A 6,509-nucleotide genomic window follows, 5' to 3' on the forward strand; every position below is an offset into this window, starting at 1 on the left:
TACAACAAAGTACTGTGGTAAAAAACAAGTAAAAATTGATTAATTTTCACAAAAGTACTTCTATAGGTGTCATCGTATATTAATCCTGATTTAGCTCAAAAAATAACGGATCAAGCAGTATATATTTATAACAATCTAAGAACACATTTTAACCTGGAACTGAGAAAACCAACAGAAGTACATTTGAACCCTAACATCAAATACAAATCCTATCGGAAAAATAATGTAAATTTACATGAACTTACAATTTAAAAACTGACCTAGTTCAAACTATTTTTTCGCCTTTTAAACGGCAGAAAAAAATCTGTAATTTAGTTGATGGATTAAAAAATGACTCTGAAGATGTAGTATAAATACCAGGCCCTTTGGAAAATTGCCAACACGATTGAATAGAGCTAGTAAGAGTAAAAGGACGAGAAATTGGAAATCCTGTATGGGGCAAATTTGAAATATTGGTAAACGGAGTATGGATAGAAATCAAAACTTGATATGAATAAGCTAAATTTTGAAATAAGAAAAGACGTGATTAATGATAATTACACAACATTTTCAACGCAAATAATAATTGACGGTAGAAACCTGATTGATTCATTAAAAGACTATGAACTGACATTAGTGGAAAAAGGTAGTGAAAATATAGCGGGAGCTTATGACGGACTTGATCCAAATGTTCTTTTTGCAAACTTGACAAATTCCGAAGATGAACAAAATTCAGAGGAAGATAAATCAGATATACTTGATTGCGACTGTGGTGCGCGAGGTTGTTGGACTTTTATGATTAACGTAATTGAAAAACAAGATACCGTTATTTGGACAGGATTTGAACAAATTCATATGAGTAAAAATTCTACGAATTTTTGGGATTATTCTGATTTTAAGGATTTTGAATTCAATAAAAATGAATATTTTAAGAAACTGAATGAACTAATAACTACCCACAACAAAGTGTAAAAATAATAGCTGGGACAATATTAAATTCAGGAGGTGTAGCCCGATTGACAAACCACTAACCAATGATAAAATTCTTTCAAAAAATTCGTCAACGATTATTTACTGAAAATAAATTCAGTAAATATCTGATTTATGCAATTGGAGAAATTATTCTAGTCGTTCTCGGTATTTTGATTGCTCTTCAAATAGACAATTGGAATGAAATCAAAAATGAAAAAGCCAGATTAAATAGTATATTGAGTATTGTAAAAGAAGATTTAATAAAAGACACTTTAAAAATTTCAGGACAGATAGAACTACTTGAATTAAGAAATACTACCTTATTAAAAATATTAGAAAGAGAAAATTTACAATCTAGTTTAGATTCAATAACTAAACTCAATTATAAAAATTATTATTCTATTCCAATAGTAATTGCCGGTTTTGAAATATATCAAATGCAGCATAAAGGAGTCGAATTATTAAAAAGTATATCAGTAAATTCAAATTTAGAAAAAGACACACTTATTTCAAGTATCATAGATAATCATTCAAAATACAAACTTTTTTTTGATGGGGATATGGAGTTGTTGAGTAAGTTGGAATTCCAAAATATCTTGGAATTTGAGAGGCATTCTTGGTATACTGATTGGTTATCATTTAAATACAATAAAGATATGTTTCAATATTTTTATGATGATGAATACAAAAGAAAAGTAGGAACATTCAAGATTTATATAAGGCAGTTTTTAAGAGATTTAAAAAACTATAAAAGAGATGCTAAAATTTATATAGTAAAGATTGAAGAAAAATTGAAAAAATAACAAAAGGCTAATAATATAGACAATTACGACTTTACCACATCATATGAAACCATACTGAACCAATGGAATATTGAGTAAAGAACTTCTTCTTCTAATTTTAGAAAAAAAATTGTACTTTGGGTAAAGACTATTTAGCTAAAAAATAACCGATCATATGAAAGACCAAGCCACTAATATTAATAAAAATTATTTCGCTTTTAATCGTAATATTTTTATTCAATTTTTCTTTTTTTTAAGTATTTTTTATTCTGTAACAGCCCAAAGTCAAAAAGAAAAAATTTGGGAAATCCCAAGTAATACACTTCTAAATTATGAAGAACAGGGGTTTAAAGCTGTATTTCAGAAGATAACTAAATATCACAGCGGGTATAAGGGGCCTAAAGGTTTTTCCGCAAAGGTTAATAACATTGTTGATACTAGTCCTACCCGTAATTCATCAAATGATATTTTTTTAGAATTTCAAGGGGCCTGCGCAAAGCAATTGGTGTTAAAAGGTACGTTTGATTATAATCGCAATACTTCTATTGATAAATTTAAACAAAGTAAAAACACGGAAGATCTGCCTATTCGCGGAGTACTCAGCACTTTAATTAAGGGGCTTGAAGATCAATGTGACGAATTAGAGTCTATAATTATAAAATTGCATGTTCGACAAGATGGTAAACCACAAATGTATACTGGTACTCTAAAAAAAGTAAATAATTGGGAATTACAAAATGGATTTAATAGTATTGACGAAAACTATAAAATATCAATAAATACAGATTCTTCAAAATCTAAATACCAAAAAGATTTTGGCACCAACCAATTATTAGCAGTAAATTACAATGGTTCATGCGAAGCTAAGCCAACATTACATATTGCTCCAGTTTTTGCAGACAGCGAATCAAAACGTTATTATAAAAGAATAGAAGATATGGCTGCTTATAACCTAGTTGCTAGAAGGGCTGCACAACAATATGCTAAACAATGTCCAGAAGTAGAACAAATTAATTTTACGTTGGACTATCTACCTCCTAACTATAAATGTAGGGATGGACAAGATTGTACTTTAAAGGCGATAAAAGATATTCGAGCAAGCAGGAGAGGAATAGCTGATATGTGGAGAGTTAACGAATCCAACTTTAGATATACAGGTTATCAAGGCCCTATTTTAAGTACTTACAATGATGTTCTTCACCATTTAGAAAAAAAAGACCTAGAGCCTTTGAAACATTATGATCGCTTATTCAAAATGTTTTACGTCGATTTTTTAATCATGTATGGAGAAAATTGCAAAGAGCTTTTAGCCAACACTGTATCAATAACAACAACAACTTTTGAACAGAGTTATGATCCTAATACCGGTATTAAACATACTGGGCCTCAAATTGGCGCTCCTACAACAGTATTTATAGATAATAAGTATTTAAACATTTATAAAAACTTTGATAGACAGAAGGGGTTAACAGTTATGTCTGAAATATTTTTTGGACATCAAAACCAGAATGTATTGGGTGCAGGAGATGCTGTTTTATATCGTTTAAAGGCTATTCAGAATTTAGAAAAAGAAGTTTTAGGAAATTGTAATTCACCGAGAATTCAAGGGATTTATAAAACTATGCAAGAATTAGCTGCAACTATGAAATAGCCTTTATGTACAAAGGAGTGCTAGAACCTAATATGTGTTTATATATAATATGTATTTTTCAATTGCAATCGTAAAATTGAATTTCAATTTTATGAATTTCTTGTAATAAAAAGAATATATTTATTAAGATTCGTGATACTATTTATATAGTATATTTAAAAGAAGGATATAGTATTTCGATTTACATTTCCGATTTTAGTATTGGAAAAAGAAATTTTGGATAATTTAGGAAATATTAAGTCCCAAGAACGTAAAATTGAAAAAGCAATTGATATTTTAAGGTATCACAGATTTAATTTTTGTTGCAACAGTTTTATTTTAACTTAAACATGATAAAGCCTATATAAAATAGGGGTTTTACTATTTTTAATTTGTATTTTCAACAAGTGATTATTTTGTGATAATTATTTATCACAAAATAATTACAAAAAATATCACAAATATATTACACTAACTATAAATGAAATATTGCGGTATTGCTTTTACTTCATTTAAAAGATACTTCTCTAGTAATTTATATTTAAAGCTTGTATCAAGGTAAGAGGTTTTACAAAACTCAAAATGAACATAAGAAAGTTTTTTATTTTCATTTTTCACCTTAATTAGATCCATTAGCACTTTGTCAAATTCAGATATGATTTTTGAAGGTAAATCCTCGTTACTCATTTGCTTAATCGTTTTGATATATTCACTTAGTTGCTCTTGAGTTGAAGTACATTTGCTATTTTCCCTTTTACTAAATACAAAAGTAATTAACTGTAAAAACTCAATTGATTTTAAAAATGGAAGATGATCATCACTTTGGTTAAATTCATCATATAAGGTTCCATCAATAAACTTTTCTAAATGGTTTCTTAAGTAATTTGAGACAGTTACATTTTTAGAAATAGCTTCATTAATAACCCATTTTTTCATTTCAGGTGATAATCGAAAATTTATAGATGGGTCTTCATTTTTAATTCGTTGTTTCTTTGCCATTGCAATTCAGTTTAATATTAAAAACATTAGTTAATAAAAAGTTTTCTGCTTCTTTTTCAGAGATAAGAGGTTCTTTTTTTATTCTCTTTTTCGATTTGTTCGTTGATTTTTTAGTTTTATTCTTATCTAATTGTACTTTTTCATCTTGTCTTAAAACTTCAGCAGTAGATTTAATAGGAACCTCTAAATTATATTGATCTATTCTTGAAATAAGGTCAGGAATATAAATTTTAATTATTTCGGAAAGGTCATAATATTGTTTCAAAAGAAATTCTTCTTCACGATAAAAACAATTTATCAATTCTATAAAGTGTGTTTTGTAAATTTCATTTTGAATTTCGAATATTCCAATAGTTCCAAAATTTAAATCACGATTAAAGGTTTTTAAATTGATGCTTAGCCAATTCACAATAGCACAATAAAACTCCACCTTATCCATATATTTGTTAAGTATATACATAAATTCAGGAGCATTAAGCTCATTCTGTTTTCCCAAAAGATAAAAGATATTATTCTCAAATAGCTTTGGTTTTTTTATAAGTCTCTCATTAAATTCTGTTAAATCAAATTCTCCAAAACCATAATAGACATCTAATAAAGAAATTTCATCTAAAAAATGTGGTGGAATTTGACTTTCAAGATTCTTAAGAACATCAATAGGGATAATTTTACTAGGTATATAAAATATTACATCATGGAAAAGAGTTTTTACCAGCTCATTATAAAATGTATCTAAAGAATTTTGGATCATATTATTACTATTTAATCAAGTCTGAATAATCTTCTGGTAACTCTGCGTCAATATCTCTTAAATATTTACGTAGTGCAGTGATAGAAGCGTGTCCTGTTATTAACATCAGTTTACCTTCAGCTTCGGTTGGTGAAGAATTTTTCACAAGCTCTCTAAATAATTTTGTAATATAAGTATGTCTAAAACTGTACATTCCATATTCAATTCCCAATTTAAAGTGATTTTTTACCACTTTTTTAAATCGTTTACTAAAATAATCTCTTCTATTGTTAACTTCGGCCGACCATTCTCCTCCAATTTTATCAGGTGTAAATAATAGTAAGTTAGCATCCAGTTTTGATAGATCAGGTAAATCCTTTAATAATAGCTCAGGTATCAACTTTGTTTTTAAGGGGCTATTTTTAGCTTTAAATCGAACTGTTCTATTTTTCAAGTCTAAGTCACCAATGGTTAACCTACAAACTTCAATAGGTCTTAATAAGTTGAATGAAATAAATTTAATAAAGAGTAGGAGTATAGGGTCATTTTCTTCTAAATAGCCAAAGATTTTTTCCTGCTCTTCAGCTGTATAGCTTTTATTTCGCTCTGGAATGGATTTTAAAACTGGGATTTTTTTGATAAGGTTTGCTTCAATAATATCATTATCCACTAAAGATTGAAATATACTTCCTAAATCTAATCTATAATTGTTCCTTGTTCTTGCGCTAGTTCTATATAATTCTTCATTTAAAAACTGCACTAAATCCATTTTTGTTATCTGATCTATGTATTTTATGGTTGGACGATTTTTCTCAAACCATATTAGTAAATTTTTAACCCGATTTTCGTAAGTTCTAAAAGTTCGAGAACTAACTAAGTTTTCTTTTATTTTTAGACCAACATCAAAGGCTTCCCTTAAAGTCATCTTCTTTTCTTGTTCAATAACTTTTGGAGATTCTTTTTCTATTGGCTGGATCTTTTTATTTTGAGTTTTTTGGATATATAAATTGGTATTATCATTAAATGGATTATACCCAATTTTCAAAAGTTGTACTAATTTCTTACGGTAAGCTGTTAAGACAGAAAGACGTTCTTCTTTGGTTTTGTAAACGTTTGTTTTACCATAGATGTTTTTCATCCGTTGTAATTTTCCTGTTTCAGGATTTCTAAAAGAAAAATAGACATACCAACGCTTATTTAAATCACCATTGGCAGTGTAGATTTTGGGGTTGGAAAAATTCTTTTTCATTTTCAAATCGTGTTCCAAAACGTGTTCATTTTGGCACTCAAAGTTAAGAATTTCATTTAAATTGAACATAAAAAAAACGGTTTAGATCAATCTAAACCGTTTGTTTCTTCAATTTTTGCTTTGTAGCGTGATCCAGAATTGAACTGGAGACCTCCGGGTTATGAATCC

Annotated in this window: 6 protein-coding genes; 3 read left to right on the plus strand and 3 right to left on the minus strand. The window is 28.3% G+C overall.

The annotated features are described in order from the left end of the window. Positions 1–489: 489 nt before the first annotated feature. From DAD81_RS20495 to DAD81_RS20505, 3 genes are all read left to right on the plus strand, one after another. Positions 490–951, plus strand: a complete 462-nt coding sequence (locus DAD81_RS20495; protein ID WP_111710339.1) for a hypothetical protein — start codon at positions 490–492, stop codon at positions 949–951. 62 nt (positions 952–1,013) lie between these two features. After that, the gene (locus DAD81_RS20500) at positions 1,014–1,754 is read left to right on the plus strand and encodes a hypothetical protein (protein ID WP_111710340.1); all 741 of its coding nucleotides are present in this window, start codon (positions 1,014–1,016) and stop codon (positions 1,752–1,754) included. Positions 1,755–1,908: 154 nt separating this feature from the next. Then, the gene (locus tag DAD81_RS20505; protein WP_111710342.1) at positions 1,909–3,384 is read left to right on the plus strand and encodes a hypothetical protein; all 1,476 of its coding nucleotides are present in this window, start codon (positions 1,909–1,911) and stop codon (positions 3,382–3,384) included. Between the two features lie 450 nt (positions 3,385–3,834). On the opposite strand, the gene DAD81_RS20510 is transcribed toward DAD81_RS20505, so the two are convergent. Genes DAD81_RS20510 through DAD81_RS20520 form a run of 3 tightly spaced genes read right to left on the minus strand, consistent with a single transcriptional unit; the run spans position 3,835 to position 6,359 of the window. After that, the gene (locus DAD81_RS20510; RefSeq protein WP_111710344.1) at positions 3,835–4,362 is read right to left on the minus strand and encodes a hypothetical protein; all 528 of its coding nucleotides are present in this window, start codon (positions 4,360–4,362) and stop codon (positions 3,835–3,837) included. Then, complete coding sequence (locus DAD81_RS20515) at positions 4,340–5,113, minus strand: hypothetical protein (protein ID WP_111710347.1); 774 nt, start codon at positions 5,111–5,113, stop codon at positions 4,340–4,342. The genes DAD81_RS20510 and DAD81_RS20515 overlap by 23 nt, the downstream gene beginning before the upstream one ends. 7 nt (positions 5,114–5,120) lie before the next feature. After that, on the minus strand, positions 5,121–6,359 hold the full coding sequence (locus tag DAD81_RS20520) for a tyrosine-type recombinase/integrase (protein ID WP_245949385.1): 1,239 nt from the start codon (positions 6,357–6,359) through the stop codon (positions 5,121–5,123). Positions 6,360–6,509: the final 150 nt, after the last annotated feature.

Origin of the sequence: Lutibacter citreus (assembly GCF_003260195.1) — a bacterium.
Taxonomy (GTDB): Bacteria; Bacteroidota; Bacteroidia; order Flavobacteriales; family Flavobacteriaceae; genus Lutibacter; species Lutibacter citreus.

Coding starts and splice junctions, on each gene's coding strand:
- DAD81_RS20500 (WP_111710340.1), top strand. CDS start 1,014: ATGATAAAATTCTTTCAAAAAATTCGTCAACGATTATTTACTGAAAAT.
- DAD81_RS20505 (WP_111710342.1), top strand. CDS start 1,909: ATGAAAGACCAAGCCACTAATATTAATAAAAATTATTTCGCTTTTAAT.
- DAD81_RS20510 (WP_111710344.1), bottom strand. CDS start 4,362: ATGGCAAAGAAACAACGAATTAAAAATGAAGACCCATCTATAAATTTT.
- DAD81_RS20515 (WP_111710347.1), bottom strand. CDS start 5,113: ATGATCCAAAATTCTTTAGATACATTTTATAATGAGCTGGTAAAAACT.
- DAD81_RS20495 (WP_111710339.1), top strand. CDS start 490: ATGAATAAGCTAAATTTTGAAATAAGAAAAGACGTGATTAATGATAAT.